This window comes from Collinsella sp. CLA-AP-H1 (assembly GCF_040092945.1).
Lineage (GTDB): Bacteria > Actinomycetota > Coriobacteriia > Coriobacteriales > Coriobacteriaceae > Collinsella.
Window position 1 is genome coordinate 83,895 of record NZ_JBBNKO010000007.1, and the last position, 16,794, is coordinate 100,688.

10 protein-coding genes are annotated in these 16,794 nt (G+C 61.5%); 1 reads left to right on the forward strand and 9 read right to left on the reverse strand.

The window, feature by feature from the left end; translation table 11 throughout:
- Nucleotides 1-42 precede the first annotated feature (42 nt).
- From fusA to AAAV44_RS05780, 9 genes are all read right to left on the reverse strand, one after another.
- Nucleotides 43-2,142 carry an elongation factor G gene (gene fusA, locus AAAV44_RS05740; RefSeq protein ID WP_349114960.1) on the reverse strand — a complete coding sequence of 700 codons (2,100 nt, stop codon included), beginning with the start codon at nt 2,140-2,142 and terminating at the stop codon, nt 43-45.
- A 19-nt stretch (nt 2,143-2,161) separates the two neighbouring features.
- Nucleotides 2,162-2,635, reverse strand: a complete 474-nt coding sequence (gene rpsG / locus AAAV44_RS05745) for a 30S ribosomal protein S7 (RefSeq protein WP_006235013.1) — start codon at nt 2,633-2,635, stop codon at nt 2,162-2,164.
- Nucleotides 2,636-2,708: 73 nt separating this feature from the next.
- Nucleotides 2,709-3,086, reverse strand: coding sequence for a 30S ribosomal protein S12 (rpsL, locus tag AAAV44_RS05750; RefSeq protein WP_006235012.1), 378 nt, complete (start codon nt 3,084-3,086; stop codon nt 2,709-2,711).
- A gap of 823 nt (nt 3,087-3,909) precedes the next feature.
- Nucleotides 3,910-8,385 carry a DNA-directed RNA polymerase subunit beta' gene (locus AAAV44_RS05755; RefSeq protein WP_349114961.1) on the reverse strand — a complete coding sequence of 1,492 codons (4,476 nt, stop codon included), beginning with the start codon at nt 8,383-8,385 and terminating at the stop codon, nt 3,910-3,912.
- 6 nt (nt 8,386-8,391) lie between these two features.
- Nucleotides 8,392-11,883, reverse strand: a complete 3,492-nt coding sequence (locus AAAV44_RS05760) for a DNA-directed RNA polymerase subunit beta (RefSeq protein WP_271738607.1) — start codon at nt 11,881-11,883, stop codon at nt 8,392-8,394.
- A gap of 287 nt (nt 11,884-12,170) precedes the next feature.
- On the reverse strand, nt 12,171-13,079 hold the full coding sequence (locus tag AAAV44_RS05765) for a UTP--glucose-1-phosphate uridylyltransferase (RefSeq protein ID WP_349114962.1): 909 nt from the start codon (nt 13,077-13,079) through the stop codon (nt 12,171-12,173).
- A gap of 314 nt (nt 13,080-13,393) precedes the next feature.
- A complete protein-coding gene (gene rplL, locus AAAV44_RS05770; RefSeq protein ID WP_006235005.1) occupies nt 13,394-13,771 on the reverse strand; it encodes a 50S ribosomal protein L7/L12 in 378 nt (125 codons plus the stop codon).
- Nucleotides 13,772-13,873: 102 nt separating this feature from the next.
- Complete coding sequence (rplJ, locus tag AAAV44_RS05775; protein WP_055250258.1) at nt 13,874-14,395, reverse strand: 50S ribosomal protein L10; 522 nt, start codon at nt 14,393-14,395, stop codon at nt 13,874-13,876.
- Between the two features lie 505 nt (nt 14,396-14,900).
- Nucleotides 14,901-16,037, reverse strand: coding sequence for an aminotransferase class I/II-fold pyridoxal phosphate-dependent enzyme (locus tag AAAV44_RS05780; RefSeq protein ID WP_349114963.1), 1,137 nt, complete (start codon nt 16,035-16,037; stop codon nt 14,901-14,903).
- A 93-nt stretch (nt 16,038-16,130) separates the two neighbouring features.
- Here AAAV44_RS05780 and AAAV44_RS05785 point away from each other — a divergent pair, with 93 nt between their 5' ends.
- Complete coding sequence (locus AAAV44_RS05785; RefSeq protein ID WP_349114965.1) at nt 16,131-16,793, forward strand: hypothetical protein; 663 nt, start codon at nt 16,131-16,133, stop codon at nt 16,791-16,793.
- The last annotated feature ends 1 nt before the right edge of the window (nt 16,794 follow it).

Here is a 16,794-nt window from a genome sequence, read left to right on the forward strand (position 1 = left end):
GCGAGAGATGCTCTCGCGGATTACGTAACAGGGAGCTCGAACTTAGGCGTTCTTGCTCATGACCTCGTCCACGATGGACTTGGGCGCGGGCTCATAAGAGTCGAACTGCATCGTGTAGGATGCACGGCCCTGGGTCTGGGAGCGAAGGTCGGTAGCGTAACCGAACATCTCGCCCAGCGGCACCTTGGCACGGATGAGCTTGCTGTTCTTGCGATCCTCCATACCCTCGATCTTGCCGCGGCGACCGGAGAGGTTGCCCATAACGTCGCCCATGTACTGCTCGGGGGTCTCGACCTCAACAGCCATGATCGGCTCGAGCAGCTGCGGATCGGACTTCTTGAGGGCGTCCTTGATAGCCATGGAACCGGCGATCTTGAAGGCGGCCTCGGAGGAGTCGACCTCGTGGTAAGAACCGTCGAACAGGGTGACCTTAACGTCGAGGACCGGGAAGCCGGCGATAACACCGGTGTTCAGGGCCTCCTGGATGCCCTTGTCGATGGACGGGATGTACTCCTTGGGCACGACGCCGCCGACGATAGCGTTGACGAACTCGTAGCCGAAGCCCTCCTCCATCTTCTCGAGCTTGATGACGGCGTGGCCGTACTGACCGCGACCGCCGGACTGACGGACGAACTTGCCCTCAGCCTTCTCGACGTCGTGACCAGCGGTCTCGCGGTAGGCAACCTGGGGCTTACCAACGTTAGCGTCAACCTTGAACTCGCGGAGCAGACGGTCGACGATGATCTCGAGCTGCAGCTCGCCCATGCCGGCGATGATGGTCTGGCCGGTCTCGTGGTTGGTGGACACCTGGAAGGTCGGGTCCTCCTCGGCGAGCTTGGTCAGAGCCAGGGACATCTTGTCCTGCTCGGCCTTGGTCTTGGGCTCGATGGCAACGTCGATAACGGGCTTAGCGAACTCGATCTTCTCGAGGACGATCTCCTTGCCCTCTTCGCACAGGGTGTCACCGGTGGTGGAGTTCTTGAAGCCGACGCAAGCGACGATGTCGCCGGCGGCAGCGTCGTCACGGTCGATACGCTCGGCGGCGTTCATCTCGAGGATGCGGCCGAGGCGCTCGCGCTGACCGTTGGAAGCGTTGACCACGTAGGAGCCGGACTCGGCACGGCCGGAGTAAACGCGGACATAGGTGAGCTTACCGACGAACGGGTCGGTCATGATCTTGAAGACCAGGCCGGAGAAGGGCTCGTCGAAGGAAGGATGACGCTGAATCTCCTCGCCGGTGTCCGGATCGGTACCGGTGACGGCCTCAACGTCGAGCGGGCTGGGCAGGTAGTCGACGACAGCGTCGAGCAGCTCCTGAACGCCCTTGTTCTTGTAGGCGGAACCCACGAAGACGAGGTTGAGCTCGTTGGCCAGAACGCCCTTGCGCAGAGCAGCCTTGAGCTCCTCGACGGTGAAGTCCTCCTCCATGAGGATCTTCTCCATGAGCTCGTCGTCAAAGCTGGCAGCAGCGTCAAGGAGCTCCTCGCGCTTGGTGGCAGCGATGTCGGCAAACTCAGCCGGGATCTCGTCCATCGGCTCGGGGTAGGTCATACCCTTCTCGTCGGCCTTGAAGTCCCATGCAGTCATGGTGACCAGGTCGATGACGCCCCAGAAGTTGTCCTCGGCGCCCATCGGGACCTGAGCGGCCACGGCGTTAGCATCGAGACGATCCTTCATGGTCTCGATAGCGTTGAAGAAGTCAGCGCCCACGCGGTCATACTTGTTGATGAAGGCGATGCGGGGGACGTTGAAGGTAGAAGCCTGACGCCAAACGGTCTCAGACTGGGGCTGAACGCCGGCAACGGCGTCGAAGACGGCGACAGCGCCATCGAGGACGCGCAGGCAGCGCTCGACCTCGGCGGTGAAGTCAACGTGGCCCGGGGTGTCGATGATCTGGATGCGGTAGTCCTTACCGTCCTTGTTCCAGAAGCACGTGGTAGCAGCGGAGGTAATGGTTACGCCGCGCTCCTGCTCCTGAACCATCCAGTCCATGGTGGCAGCGCCCTCATGGACCTCACCGATCTTGTGGGTCTTACCGGTGTAGTAAAGAATACGCTCGGTCGTGGTGGTCTTACCGGCATCGATGTGGGCTATGATGCCGATGTTACGGGTATCGGAAAGCTTGTACTTAGGCTTAGCCATGTTAGTTCCTTACCTTAACTTACCAACGATAGTGAGAGAACGCGCGGTTGGCCTCGGCCATCTTGAAGACGTCCTCACGCTTCTTGACGGAAGCGCCCAGGCCGTTGGAAGCGTCGAGGATCTCGTTGGCGAGACGCTCGGCCATGGTCTTCTCCTTGCGAGCGCGGGAGAAGTTGACGATCCAGCGGATACCCAGAGCGGTGGAACGACGGGAGTTGACCTCCATCGGGACCTGATAGGTAGCGCCACCGACACGCTTGGGCTTAACCTCGAGCGTGGGCTTGACGTTGTCCATAGCCTTCTTGAAGGTAGCGAGAGCGTCGCCACCCTCGGACTTCTCGGCAACGATCTCGAAAGCGGTGTAAACGATGCGCTCAGCGGTGGCCTTCTTGCCGTCAAGAAGGACCTTGTTGATGAGCTGAGTCACCAGGCGGTTGTTGTAAACGGCGTCAGGCTGAACCTCACGACGATTAGCTGCTGCACGACGCGGCATGTGAAATCTCCTTAAGTGTCTACCGTGCGGCGCTTAGGCGGCACACGGCGAAAGTATCAAAACGTTATCTGGCTTATTTAGCCTTGGGGCGCTTAGCACCGTACTTGGAACGGGCCTGCATACGGTTCTGGACCGGAGCAGCGTCGTAGGCGCCACGGATGACGTGATAACGGACACCAGGGAGGTCACGGACACGACCGCCGCGGACGAGCACGATGGAGTGCTCCTGCAGGTTGTGGCCCTCACCCGGGATGTAAGCAGTAACTTCGATGCCGTTGACAAGGCGAACACGGGCAACCTTACGAAGAGCCGAGTTCGGCTTCTTGGGGCTCGTGGTGAAGACGCGGGTGCACACGCCGCGCTTCTGGGAGTTGTGCTGCAGAGCAGCGTTCTTGGACTTCTTGGGCACGGAACGACGGCCCTGGCGAACCAGCTGGTTAATAGTAGGCAAAGCGTACTCCTTCTCGAATGATTCCAGCTTTCTGTAAAGTGCAACGGCTTGAATCGAGGGGTCAGCATCCCCCTACGAAACACGCAGTTCGATAGGATACGTGCCGTTAGCTGTGCCGTCAACAAACCACGCCGCCGGGCGTATCCCAAAATGAGCACATTTCCGCAAAGCCTACACAAAAGGAATCCCCTCCTGTGCGCGGGGGCGGATTCCCGGGCCGGGCGGCACAGGGGTTAAGTTTGCTGCTCTACAGTCCTGGCTCGCACGGAGGCCACATTAAGTGGCCTCCGGCTCGTGCGGAACTCGCGACAAACTTAACCCCTGTGCCGCCCGGCCCGGGAATCCGACGTGCTCGTCGGGGCAACGCTCCCTGCCAAATAGGGACAGGTTTATTTTGGTCGGTTTTATCTGGGGAAACGTAGCACTCCAGCGCTTGTCCGCACTCACCTATCACATGTAGATCAGCGGCGTTTTCGGAAGTATGCGGCAAATTTTGAACTTGCTGAGCGCACAAGGGTTTTGCGATATTAAACCAGCAGGTAGATCGCTTGAGCATATGCGGTGTGGTCGACCCATCAGGATTTTGCCGCATACTTCCGAATCCACACCTCAAAATGATCCGTTTTCCTCCGTCCCCAAGGGATCAGCGGAACGCAACAGGTTGAACACACGTAAGCGAGCGGCCCCCAGAGCGTACAAGGTGGCATGAAAAAGGCAGGACATTGACCTTTTGGTCATGCCCTGCCTTTTGAATGACAGATTGTAGCTCTGGGGGCCGCGCAGCGACGGAGGTCGCCGCCGTTCGTTAGAACGACGGAACTAGTTACTCCTCGTCGTTGTCCTTTGCCTCTTCGGCGTCGTCGGTGTCCACGAGCTGGTTGAGCAGCTCGTCGAGGGAAGCCATGTCCTCATTGATCGCGCCGTTGGCGGGAGCCTTCTTGTCGTCGATCGGGGCGCCCAGGAGCTCCTCGTCGGCGTCGGCGTGATGCGTCGGAGCGGAGGTACCCAGCAGGATATCGTCCGGACCGTCGGGGCTAAAGACCATCTGCAGCAGCTGCGAGAGGTCTTCCTCGTCGGCAACGTCGTCGTTGTTCTCGAGGATATAGAGCAGGTCGTGGGCCTCGAGGCCGTCACGGAGCTCCTCGATCGCCTTGGCACCGATACCATCGATGCGCAGCAGATCTTCCTCGGACTTGCCGACCAGGTCGCCGACCGTCTCGATGCCGACCTCGCTGAACTTGTTGGTCCAGCGCTGCGACACGCCCAGGTCGTCGAACAGGTACAGGCGAGCCTTCTCGGCGGAGATGGTGTGGCCGTTGCGGGTGAACGAACCGTCAGCACCACCGAACTCGTCGTAGCCGGCCCAGTCGAGCTGCTGCGGGAGCTGCTCGTCCAGGTCCTTGAGCTCCACAGGAGCCCACTCGGGCAGCGACTTGGCGTTGGGCGAAGCCGGGCCGTCGATGTCGACATAGCCGTCGGCCGTACGATACGTCAGCTTGGCGTTGGCGTACGGCTTGAGGCCGGTACCGGCCGGGATCTTCTTACCGACGATGACGTTGGACTTAAGGTCGAGCAGGTGGTCGACCTTGCCCTCGATGGCAGCCTCGGTAAGGACGCCGGCGGTACGGATGAACGAAGCGCTCGACAGCCAGGAGTCGATGTTGGACGCGACCTTGAGCGTACCCAGGATGACGGGCTCGGCCACAGGAGCCTGACCGCCCAGACGGGCAACGCGCTCGACCTCGTCGGCGAACTCGTAGCGGTCGACGTACTGACCAAGCAGGTACTTGGAGTCGCCGGGGTTGGTGATCTGAACGCGACGCAGCATCTGACGTGCGAGCACCTCGATGTGCTTGTCGTTCAGGTCGACGCCTTGGCTGGTGTAGACGTCCTTGACGCTCTCGACGAAGGTGTGCATCGTCGACTCGATGTCGGTCAGCTTACGCAGGTTGCGGAAGTTGACGAAGCCCTTGGTGATCTGGTCGCCGGCGCGAACCTCGCAGCCGTCCTCGATCTCGGGCATGAAGCGCACCGAAGCGGGGACGCGACGCTCGTCGAGGACACGGGTGTGATCCTCGGAGTCGGTGAGCGTCAGCACGTACTCGGACTTCTCGGGCTTAATCGAGAGGTGGCCGGAGTACGGAGCCAGCTCGGCCTCGCGACCCAGGATTTTCTCGTTGACGTTGCCGACGATATCGAACATACGGCTGACCGTAGGCAGACCCTGCGTAATATCGTCGACGCCAGCGACGCCGCCGGAGTGAATGGTACGCATCGTAAGCTGCGTACCGGGCTCGCCGATGGACTGAGCGGCAATAATGCCGACCGCGGTACCGATAGCGACCGGACGACGGGTGGAAAGATCCCAGCCGTAGCACTTCTGGCACACGCCGTACTTGGAGCGGCAGGTGAGCAGCGCGCGGAGCTTGACCTTCTTGAGGCCGGCATCGACCATCTTCTGGATGTCAGCGACCTTCTCGATGTAGCCGTCCTGCTCAAAGAGCACGGTGCCATCGGGAGCCACGACGTCCTCGATGAAGCAACGGCCGACGAGGTCGGTGTTGAGGTCGGTGGTGCCGGGGATGATGAGGTTGTAGGTAACGCCCTCGTGCGTACCGCAGTCCTCCTCGCGGACGATGACGTCCTGGGCCACGTCGACCAGACGACGGGTCAGATAACCAGAGTCCGAGGTGTGGGATGCGGTATCGACCAGGCCCTTACGGGCGCCGTAGGTCGAAATGAAGTACTCGAGCGGCAGCAGGCCCTCGCGGAAGTTCGCCTTAATGGGAAGGTCGATCGTCTCGCCGGACATGTCTGCCATCAGGCCACGCATGCCGCCGAGCTGACGCAGCTGGGTCTTAGAACCACGGGCGCCGGAGTCGGCCATCATGTAGAGCGGGTTCTCCTCGTCGAACATGTCGAGCATGAGCGCTGCGACCTTGTCGGTACAAGCGGTCCACTCGTTAACGACTTCGATGTGGCGCTCCGTCTCGTTGATGAAGCCCTCCTCGAAGTACTCGTTGATCTGGTCGACGTTGGCCTGGGCGCGATCGAGCAGCTCCTGCTTCTCGGCAGGGATGAGAGCGTCCCACACCGAGATGGTGAGGCCGGCGCGGGTAGCGTAGTGGAAGCCGGAGTACTTGATGGCGTCGAGGATCGGACCGACCTTGGCCTCGGGGTAACGATCGCAGCAGTCCGCAACCAGCTTGGCCACGTCGCCCTTGACCATCTTGTAGTTCATGAACTCATAGTCTTCGGGCAGGCACTGGCGGTTGAAGATGATGCGGCCGATAGACGTCTCGAAGCGCGCGGTCTTGTTGCCGGTGACATCGTAGTCGACAAACTCGTTCTTGCCGTTCTTGACGCGGAAGATACGGGTGCCGTCCTCGTTGATGACGTTGGCATCGGCAGCGGACACGCGGACCTGGATCTTGGCCTGCATGTCGACCTCGGAGCGGCAGTCATAGGCGTGCAGCGCGTCGTCGAAGCTCGAGAACACGTGGTTCTCGCCCGGCAGACCCTCGCGAACCTGGGTGAGGTAGTACACACCGATGATCATGTCCTGCGAAGGGATGTTAACCGGCTTGCCGGATGCCGGCGAGCGCAGGTTGTTCGCAGAGAGCATGAGCACGCGAGCCTCGGCCTGAGCCTGGCTGGACAGCGGCACGTGGACAGACATCTGGTCGCCGTCGAAGTCGGCGTTGAAGGGCGAGCAAACCAGCGGATGCAGGTGGATAGCCTTGCCCTCGACCAGCACCGGCTCAAAGGCCTGGATGGACAGACGGTGCAGGGTCGGTGCACGGTTGAGCAGCACGACGCGGCCGTCGATGACCTCTTCGAGGATGTCCCACACAAAGGTGGCACCGCGGTCGATAGCGCGCTTGGCGCCCTTGATGTTCTCGACCTTGCCAAGCTCGACCAGGCGCTTCATGACGAAGGGCTTGAAGAGCTCCAGCGCCATGGTCTTGGGCAGACCGCACTGGTGCAGCAGCAGCTTGGGGTCGGTAACGATAACCGAACGGCCGGAGTAGTCGACACGCTTACCCAGCAGGTTCTGACGGAAACGGCCCTGCTTGCCCTTGAGGGCCTCGGCGAGCGACTTGAGCGGGCGACCGCCACGGCCAGAGACCGGGCGACCACGACGGCCGTTGTCGAACAGGGCGTCCACGGACTCCTGGAGCATGCGCTTCTCGTTGTTCACGATGATCGCGGGGGCGTCCAGGTCGAGCAGGCGCTTGAGTCGGTTGTTACGGTTGATCACGCGACGATACAGGTCGTTGAGGTCGGACGCGGCGAAGCGGCCGCCGTCGAGCTGGACCATCGGGCGCAGATCGGGCGGAATGACCGGGATGACGTCCAGGATCATGTTCGCGGGGCTGTTGCCGCCCTTCAGGAAGGCGTCAACGACCTCGAGGCGCTTGACGGCCTTCTCGCGCTTCTGCTTCTGGGAATCCTCGTCGGCGATGATGGCCTTGAGCTTCTCGGCCTCGGAGGGGAGGTCGATGGCAGCGAGCAGGTCGCGGACGGCCTCGGCACCCATACCACCCTTGAAGTACATGGAGTAGTAACGGGTCATCTCGCGGAACAGCGGCTCATCGGAGATGAGGTCGCGCTCGGAGAGCTTCATGAAGGCGTTGAAGGCGTCCGTGCGGAGCTGTTTGTCGTCCTTGCACTCTTCCTCGATGTCGACGATGCCAGAGGCGATCTCCTCGGGGGTCAGCGGCTCCTCATCGGAGAACTCGTCAAAGTTCTCGGGGTTGCCCTGCTCCTTGAGGGACTCGATCTGGCGGGCGCACTCGGCATCGATCTCTTCCAGATCGGCGGCGAGCTCCTCGCGCAGGTCGTCAGCGTCGGCCTCGCGAGCCTCGTAGTCTACCTCGGTGATGATGTAGCTGGCAAAGTACAGAACCTTCTCGAGGTCCTTGGACTTGATGTCGAGCATACGGCTCATCGGGAAGCTCGTGGGGCTCTTGAAGTACCAGATGTGGGACACGGGAGCGGCGAGCTCGATGTGGCCCATGCGGTCGCGACGCACCTTGGCCGAGGTGACCTCGACGCCGCAGCGCTCGCAGACGATGCCCTTAAAGCGGATGCCCTTGTACTTGCCGCAGGAGCACTCCCAGTCCTTGGCGGGACCGAAGATCTTCTCGCAGAAAAGGCCGTCCTTCTCGGGCTTGAGGGTACGGTAATTGATGGTCTCCGGCTTCTTGACCTCACCGTGCGACCAGGAACGGATCTGGTCGGCGGAGGCAAGGGAGATCTTTACCGCGTCAAAATCAGTAGCTTCGAAATCTGCCACAGTCAACTACTCCTTATCAGTGGTCGTGGCGGCGACAGCCTCGGGTGCCTCGGCGGTCTCGGCATCCTGGGCCTCGACGTCGGCGTCAACGCCGGCGAGCGCAGCCAGGTCATCGAGGGCAGAGGTCTCCTCGGCGGTCACGGGGGCGGAGGCGTCCTCGTCGGCATCGTGCATGGGCTCGATGTCCAGCGCGAGGGAACGAATCTCCTTGACGAGAACCTTGAAGGACTCGGGGATACCCGGAACCGGGACGTTCTCGCCCTTGACAATGGACTCGTAGGTCTTGACGCGGCCCACGGTATCGTCGGACTTGACGGTCAGGATCTCCTGCAGGACGTTGGAAGCACCGTATGCGTACAGTGCCCAAACTTCCATCTCGCCGAAGCGCTGACCGCCGAACTGAGCCTTGCCGCCCAGCGGCTGCTGGGTAACCAGGCTGTAAGGGCCAGTCGAACGGGCGTGGATCTTGTCATCGACCATGTGGCCGAGCTTGAGGATGTAGGACGTACCCACGGTAATGGGCTCGCGGAACTCCTCGCCGGTGCGGCCGTCGAACAGACGGGTCTTGCCGCGCTCGTCAAGCTGGGTGACGAACTCGGGACGCATGTGATCGCCAAAGGCAGCGGTGGCCTTGTTGAGCATGTTCTTGTTGGCACGACGGATGACCTCGGCGATCTCGTCCTCCTTGGCGCCGTCGAAGACGGGCGTGGCGGTGAAGAACGGACCGGGGACGTACTTGTCGGAGTCGGCCTGCTCGGTATCCCAACCGCAGGCAGCAGCCCAGCCAAGGTGGCACTCGAGCAGCTGGCCGACGTTCATACGCGAAGGAACGCCCAGCGGGTTGAGGATAACGTCGATCGGGGTACCGTCAGCCATGTAGGGCATGTCCTCGACCGGCAGAACGTTACAAATAACACCCTTGTTGCCGTGGCGGCCGGCGATCTTATCGCCCTGCTGGATCTTACGACGCTGGGCGACGTAGACGCGCACCTGCTCGTTAACACCGGGGGCCAGGTCGTCGCCGTTCTCGCGGCTAAAACGGACGACGTCGATGACGCGGCCGTAAGCGCCGTGAGGCATCTTAAGGGAGGTGTCGCGGACGTCGTGGGCCTTGGCACCGAAGATGGCGCGCAGCAGGCGCTCCTCGGCGGTCAGAGCGCTCTCGCCCTTAGGCGTGACCTTGCCGACCAGGATGTCGCCAGGGCCGACCTCGGCGCCGATGCGGATGATGCCGTCCTCGTCGAGGTTGGCAAGCATGTCCTCGGAGAGGTTCGGGATCTCGCGGGTGATCTCCTCGGGGCCGAGCTTGGTGTCGCGGGCGTCGATCTCGTGACGGGTGATGTTGATGGTCGTCAGCAGGTCCTCGGCCACCAGGCGCTCGGACACGACGATACCGTCCTCGTAGTTAAAGCCTTCCCACGGCATGTATGCCACGGTGAGGTTCTGGCCCAGTGCGAGCTCGCCATGATCGGTCGAGGGACCGTCAGCCAGGGGCTCGCCCTGCTCAACTGTGTCACCGACGCGCACGAGCGGACGGTGGTTGATGCAGGTGGACTGGTTGGAGCGCTGGTACTTGGCCAGGTGATACTCGTCCATGCCGCCGGCATGCTTGACGATGATCTTGGCGGCGTCGGCAAAGATGACCTCGCCGGCGTTCTTGGCCAGGGTGACCTCGCCGGAGTCCAGAGCGGCGCGACGCTCCATGCCGGTACCGACATAGGGAGCGGCAGGATGAACCAGCGGCACGGCCTGACGCTGCATGTTAGCGCCCATCAGCGTACGCTTGGCGTCGTCGTGCTCGAGGAACGGGATCAGCGTGGCTGCGACGGAGAGCATCTGACGCGGCGAGACGTCCATGTAGTCGACGTCCTCGACAGGCACGTCGGCGGGAGCGCCGAAGGAGCCGTCGAAGTCGCGGGTACGAGCGATCACGGTGTGCGGACGGACAAGCTTGCCCTCGGCATCGGTCGTGATGAACTCGTTGGTCTTGGGATCGAGCGGCGTGTTGGCCGGCGCGATGACGTGCTTCTCTTCCTCGTCAGCGGTCATCCAGTCGATCTGATCGGTGGCAACGCCGTTCTCGACGCGGCGGAACGGAGCCTCGATGAAGCCGTACTCGTTGACGCGGGCGTAGAGGGCGAGCGAGCCGATCAGGCCGATGTTGGGGCCTTCGGGGGTCTCGATCGGGCACATGCGGCTGTAGTGCGAGTTGTGAACGTCGCGGACGGCCGTCGGCACGTTGGTGCGGCGGCTGGAGCCGGACTTGTGGCCGGCAAGACCGCCAGGGCCGAGTGCGGACAGACGGCGCTTGTGGGTCAGACCGGTCAGGGGGTTCGCCTGGTCCATGAACTGCGAGAGCTGCGAGGAACCGAAGAACTCTTTGATGGAGGCCACGATCGGACGGATGTTGATGAGCGACTGCGGGGTGATCTCGTCGATGTCCTGGGAGCTCATGCGCTCACGGACGACGCGCTCCATACGGCTCATGCCGATACGGAACTGGTTGGCGACGAGCTCGCCGACGGTGCGGATGCGGCGGTTGCCGAAGTGGTCGATGTCGTCGACCTTGAAGCCCTGCTCGCCGGCAGCGAGGGACAGCAGGTAGCGCAGCGTCGCGACGATATCCTCGTCGGTGAGCACCGTGACCTCTTCCTCGGTGGTGAGGTTGAGCTTCTTGTTGACCTTGTAACGACCGACACGGGCCAGATCGTAGCGCTGCGGGTTGAAGAGCAGGCCCTCGAGCAGGCTGCGGGAAGCGTCCACGGTGGGAGGCTCGCCCGGGCGCAGGCGACGATAGATCTCGATAAGGGCGTCCTCGCGGGTGAGGGCGGTGTCGCGCTCCAGGGTGCGCTTGATCACATCGGAGTTGCCGAGCAGCTCGATGATGTCGTCGTTGGTGACGGCAATGCCAAGGGCGCGCAGGAACATCGTGGCGCTCTGCTTGCGCTTACGGTCGATGGAGACCATAAGCTGGTCGCGCTTGTCGACCTCAAACTCAAGCCAGGCACCGCGGGACGGGATGATCTGGGCCTTGTAGATCTGCTTGCCCGAATCCATCTCGGAGCTGTAGTACACGCCCGGGGAGCGGACGAGCTGCGAGACGACGATACGCTCGGTACCGTTGATGATGAAGGTGCCCTGATCGGTCATCATGGGGAAGTCGCCCATGAAGACGAGCTGCTCCTTGATCTCGCCGGTCTCCTTGTTGGTGAGACGGACGTCGGTCAGGAGCGGAGCCTGATAGGTCATGTCCTTCTCGCGGCACTCCTCGACGGTGTGCGCGGGATCGCCGAACTGATGCTCGCCGAAGGTAACCTCGAGAACATGGTTCTGGCTCTGGATGGGGCTGGATTCCTTGAACGCCTCACGAAGGCCCTCGTCCTTAAAACGCTCAAAGGATTCCCTTTGAACAGAGATAAGGTTGGGGAGCTCCATGGCCTCCGGGATTTTCCCGAAGCTGACGCGCTTGCGCTCAGTGGCAGTGTATGCGTAGGTCACCAGGTTTTTCCTCCTTCACGGAAATGCTCGGTGGGTTGGCGAGGCATAGCTTCGCCAGTTATCGCAACCTAATAGTTTATCAGGTACCGACCGTTGGGCAAGAAAAGCCTTGACGCGATTGAGTTTTTGGAGTAGCAAAGTTTTTCGACAGAAAACACGCAGTTAGATGTATGTGTATCGAACATCTGTTCATATATTTTCTGTGAACAGAGGGCCGGCAATCGCAGCTCTTATTAAAAACGGGCGCGAACCGAGGTCCGCGCCCGTAAATGTCGATGCCCGAAGGCTTATTTGCGCATCAAGCCGCCGCGCTCGTCGATGGCGTCCCAGAAGGCGCTGGCAAAGCGAGGATCGCTTGCGGCCATGAGGGCGTTGGTGGCCATCCAGCCAGAGGGAGTGCCGGTGTCGTAGCCCGAGAGCGGGTCGATGACGACAGCGTACATGGCCTCGCGGTCGAGCGAACGGGCCATGGCGTCGGTGAGTTGAATCTCGCCGCCCTTGCCGGCCCGCTGATCGGCGAGCAGGTCCATAACCAGCGGGCTCAGCAGGTAACGACCGACGATGTACAGGTTGGACGGAGCAGCCTCGGGAGCGGGCTTCTCGACCAGACCGCCGATACGCCAGACAGCGCCCGGCTCTGCATCGGCAACGTCCTCGGCACCCTCGAGCGAACCGACGCGCTCACCGGCGATAACGCCGTAGCGGCTGACTTCCTCGGGCGAGCAAGCAGCGACGGCGATAACCGAAGCTCCACCGTGCTCCTTGGAAACGGCGAGCATCTTGTCGCAGATGTCGCGGTTAGGCACAACGTAGTCGCCCAGAAGAACCAGGAAGTTCTCCCCTGCCACGGCGTCGGCAGCAGAGCGAATAGCATGGCCGAGGCCCTTGGGCTCGTACTGATAACGGAAGTCGACCGGCATACCGCCAGCGTGGGCGACGGCATCGGCATAGGCGTTCTTGCCGCGCTCGCGCAGCAGGTTCTCGAGCGAGCGATCGGGCTGGAAGTAGTTCAGTAGCTCGGGCTTACCGGGAGATGTAACGATGATGGCGTCGTCGACTTCCTCGGGGTCGAGCGCCTCCTCGACGACGTACTGAATGACGGGCTTGTCGAGCACCGGCAGCATCTCTTTGGGCGTGCACTTGGTGCCAGGCAGAAAACGCGTGCCAAGACCGGCGGCGGGGATGATTGCCTTCATGTTATTCAAAGATCCTTTCGCAGGCGCAAAAGCGCCCCATGCGTGCGGCGCACAGCCGCAGACCAAATTGCGATACCCAAGCATCTTACCGCTGGAACTATATGTCGCTACAAGGCAGAGACAATTCTTCAGCAGGTCAACGCAAATTATTGCTCGAATGGTGCAATTTTATTGCCCAACGGCAGGGCACCCGATACGACGCAAATCACAGAATACGGCAGTTTGAGCTACCGATGTCGAGGGACCGAAAAACAAAAAAGACGGGGCTCGCAATGCGAACCCCGCCTGCAAAGAAATCTGGCGAGAAAGCCTGATTACTTGAGGGTGACAGCAGCGCCAGCAGCCTCGAGCTTCTCCTTGGCAGCCTCGGCGTCCTCCTTCTTGGCACCCTCGAGAACAGCCTTGGGAGCGCCCTCGACGACCTCCTTGGCCTCCTTCAGGCCAAGGTTGGTGAGCTCACGGACGGCCTTGATGACCTGGATCTTGTTGTCGCCGAAGCCCTCGAGCACGACGTCAAACTCGGTCTTCTCCTCGGCCTCAGCAGCGCCAGCAGCGGGAGCGGCGACAACAGCGGCAGGAGCAGCGGCGGAAACGCCGAAGGTGTCCTCGATAGCCTTAACGAGCTCGGAAGCCTCGAGAAGGGTCATTTCCTTAAGAGCATCGATGATCTCATCGGTGGTAAGCTTAGCCATTTCTAAGTCCTTTCGGTTTCCGTGCGGATGCACGGAGATCAGTTAAAACACGGCGCGAATGCGCCAGGGGTGCGGCGTTGCCGCCGCGGGTGAAAACAGCAACTAGGCTGCCTTCTGCTCGGAGACCTGCTGGATCGAACGAGCGAGACCAGAGGAAACGCCGTTGACGCAGACAGCGATGTCGCGAGCGAAACCGGAGATGAGACCGGCGATCTGGCCGAGAAGCTGATCCTTGGTGGGCAGCTCGGCGATAGCCTTAACATCATCAGCGGAAACGGCCTTGCCGTCGGAGATACCGCCCTTGATCTCAAGGACGCCCTTGGACTTAGCGGAGAAGTCCTTAAGGGCCTTAGCGGCCTCGACCGGCTCGGTCTCGTAGAACACATAAGCGACGGGGCCGGCGAGGATCTCGTCGATCTCGGGCTGCTCCTGGTTCTTGAGGGCGATCTTGACCAGGTTGTTCTTGTAGACCTTCATCTCGGCGCCGCACTCGCGAAGCTGATGACGCAGCTCCTGAGCCTGCTTAACCGTCAGACCGTTGTAGTTGACGACGAACAGACCGGCGTTCTCGGCGATACGGGACTCGATCTCTGCAACCTTGTCGATTTTGTACTGCTGGGGCATGAATTACACCTCCTCGAATTCTTTCCGGGCACGGTCCGCCACAAGGACGTGACGGGGGCATGTCCAAAAAGAAAGCCCCCGCGCTGCATGAGCGACGGGGGCGAGAAGACATATCTACTCGACCACCTCGGCTGGCGGGATATCCCATTAAGCTCGCGGGCGATGCCCGTTTGCACCGGCTGTCTCTGGCAGCGGATTCGTGCGTGAACCGAAAGTATTATGGCGGGGACCCCGGCGTCGGTCAACGGAAAACCGGGCTGCACACAATTCCACCATCCGGCACGCGCCGCCGAAGGCCAGGCGCAAGGTTTTCGCTCGGTCAAGTCCTGGCTCGCACGAAGAGCACATTAAGTGCTCTTCGGCTCGTGCGGAATCTACGAAAACCTTGCGCCTGGCCTTCGGCGGCGCGTGCCTGCGTTGACTTTGGGCAGCCCGGGTTTTCGTTGGCTGACGCCCCCACTCATAATGCTTGGGTCGGTGGGCTGATGTGTTGCGTCCCGTTGGGCTATAAAGTTGACACGAAGTTGGACAGGCGATTTAGGCCTTCGTCCAGATCTTGGTCGGAGACGCAGTAGCTTAAGCGGACGTGGCCTTCGGTGCCGAAACAGTCGCCCGGGACTAGGGCTACGTTTGCCTCTTTGATGGCTTTGATGCAGAAGTCTTCGCTGGTTAGGCCGAACTTTTTGATGCTCGGGAAAGTGTAGAAGGCTCCTGCGGGCTCTACTACGTCGAGGCCCATGGCGTTTAAGGCTGCGAGTACACGTTTGCGACGGGCTCGGTAGACTTTGAGCATGGGGGTTGGGTCGACGGTGAGGGCTCGGGCTGCGGCGTCCATCTCGAAGGAGACGGCGCTCGATACTAAGTATTGGTGGGCTTTTGCGATCTCGGCGATGACGGGGGTTGCCGCTGCGAGCCAGCCCAAGCGCCAGCCGGTCATGGCCCAGGGCTTGGAGAAGCTCTCGATGACTACCGTCTGCTCACGCAGTTCCGGGTGGCGCTGGGCAAAGCGCTCGTAGCCATCCACGTAGACTAGGCGGTTATATACGTCGTCGCAGATTACGTAGATGCCCGCCTGCTCCGCTACGCGCGCCACGGCGTCGAGCGATGCCGCGTCGAGGATGCAGCCCGTAGGATTGTTGGGCGTGCAGATGACGATGGCCTTGGTCGCCGGCGTCACGCAAGCACGAAGTGCGTCCTCGTCAATCTGGAATTGCGCAGGCTCCGTATCCAAAAAGACCGCTTTGGCGTGATTGGCCACGACAATGCTCTCGTACAGGCCAAAGGCCGGCGTGGGGATGATGACCTCGTCGCCGGGGTTGAGCATAGCCATGAATGCTGCCGACAGGGCCTCGGTCGCGCCGTCAGTTAGGATGACCTCGTCGGCCGAAAACGTAAGGCCCGCGTCCCCCATGTAGGCAGATAACGCCTCACGCAGGGCGGGGCGACCGTTGTTGGGCGGATAGTGCGTGTCACCGCGGTCCAGTGCGGCGGTCACCTCGGCGCTAACCACATCGGGCGTGGGAAAATCGGGCTCGCCGAGCGCGAGCGCGATGCACCCCGGATGCCGGGCGGCGAGCGCGTTAATCCGGCGGATACCGGAGGGCTTGAGCATGGCAAGCGAGGTATTCATGGGCAGACGCATGGCGTTCCTTTCGTAAGGGTTGCACTAGGATAGCGCGGCGGGGCGCCACCAGACGGTGTAACCTAAACGGAAACGAGCCGGAAAGGAGATGGCATGGAGACGACCGCGCGCGGCGACGTACCAAAAACACTGCACACCATTGCGTATATCAGTATTCCCAATAGCGCCGATCTTGATTTTTTGCTCTGGGACCTGCAGGATGCCATCGCCGCCTATGCTCAACTTTCCGGCACCGCACTCCCCCGCCCGGTCGACTTGAAGGCAAATGACGCCGGCAGCGTTGCCGATGGCATCGTGCTGGCCATTGAAGATGTGGCTGACGATGAGACGTTGACAGCCATCGAGCGGGCGCTTGAGCGCTTTGGCGGTACGGGAACGCGCGTCTATGCCGCGATTCGAGCCGCACAAGAGGGCACAGAGCGGGCGCGTGGGACCGCCGTTCGCCTGTGCAAGGCATGTGAGCGCCATGACCAATTGTGGTGTGGCGGCGTTGCCATCTGCGCCGGCAGCGGCATCGCAGCGCTTCGCCATTCCCCACGCATGGGCCTCTTGCGCCGACCATTTTCGGAAGCGATGGATAAGCTTGTGGGCGCTGTGCGCATGGGCTGCTCCGTCGAGCATGCACAGCGACTTGGCGGCGGCAATGCCGCCAACGTCGACGCCGACGGCATGGTTTGCGCCGAGCCAGCCGTGCCCGCGCCGATCTGGCGAGGCGCTCTGAAACGTCTGGGCGCCCACGCTCAAACAAAAATCTAAA

Coding starts and splice junctions, on each gene's coding strand:
- AAAV44_RS05785 (WP_349114965.1), top strand. CDS start 16,131: ATGGAGACGACCGCGCGCGGCGACGTACCAAAAACACTGCACACCATT.
- fusA (WP_349114960.1), bottom strand. CDS start 2,142: ATGGCTAAGCCTAAGTACAAGCTTTCCGATACCCGTAACATCGGCATC.
- AAAV44_RS05780 (WP_349114963.1), bottom strand. CDS start 16,037: ATGCGTCTGCCCATGAATACCTCGCTTGCCATGCTCAAGCCCTCCGGT.
- rplL (WP_006235005.1), bottom strand. CDS start 13,771: ATGGCTAAGCTTACCACCGATGAGATCATCGATGCTCTTAAGGAAATG.
- rplJ (WP_055250258.1), bottom strand. CDS start 14,395: ATGCCCCAGCAGTACAAAATCGACAAGGTTGCAGAGATCGAGTCCCGT.
- rpsG (WP_006235013.1), bottom strand. CDS start 2,635: ATGCCGCGTCGTGCAGCAGCTAATCGTCGTGAGGTTCAGCCTGACGCC.
- AAAV44_RS05765 (WP_349114962.1), bottom strand. CDS start 13,079: ATGAAGGCAATCATCCCCGCCGCCGGTCTTGGCACGCGTTTTCTGCCT.